Annotated in this window: 1 pseudogene; it reads left to right on the forward strand. The window is 66.1% G+C overall.

Annotated elements, in window-relative coordinates:
• A pseudogene (locus AF337_RS31185) lies at positions 1-298 on the forward strand (GMC oxidoreductase); the annotation flags it as partial.

The raw sequence follows: 298 nt of genomic DNA on the forward strand, positions 1-298 counted from the left end.
CGACCGCGCGCGCCGCGACGGTGGTGCTTTCGGCCTCGCCGATAGAGAGCGTACGGCTGCTGTTGAATTCGGCGTCGGCGAAACATCCTGATGGGCTCGGCAACAGCTCGGGCGCTCTCGGCCGCTATTTCATGGACCAGCTTCCGTGCCTCGCCTTTGGGTCCTTTTCGAAGGCGAGGGGTTGGGCGGTCGACGAGTCCGCGCCGACCGACCCGTTCTACAATCCGTCGGGCGGGATCTTCATTCCCCGCTTCGGCGAGGGCGATGCCGCCCGCGGCGATTTCGACTACCAGGGAAG

This window comes from Rhizobium ecuadorense (genome assembly GCF_001187535.1).
GTDB lineage: Bacteria > Pseudomonadota > Alphaproteobacteria > Rhizobiales > Rhizobiaceae > Rhizobium > Rhizobium ecuadorense.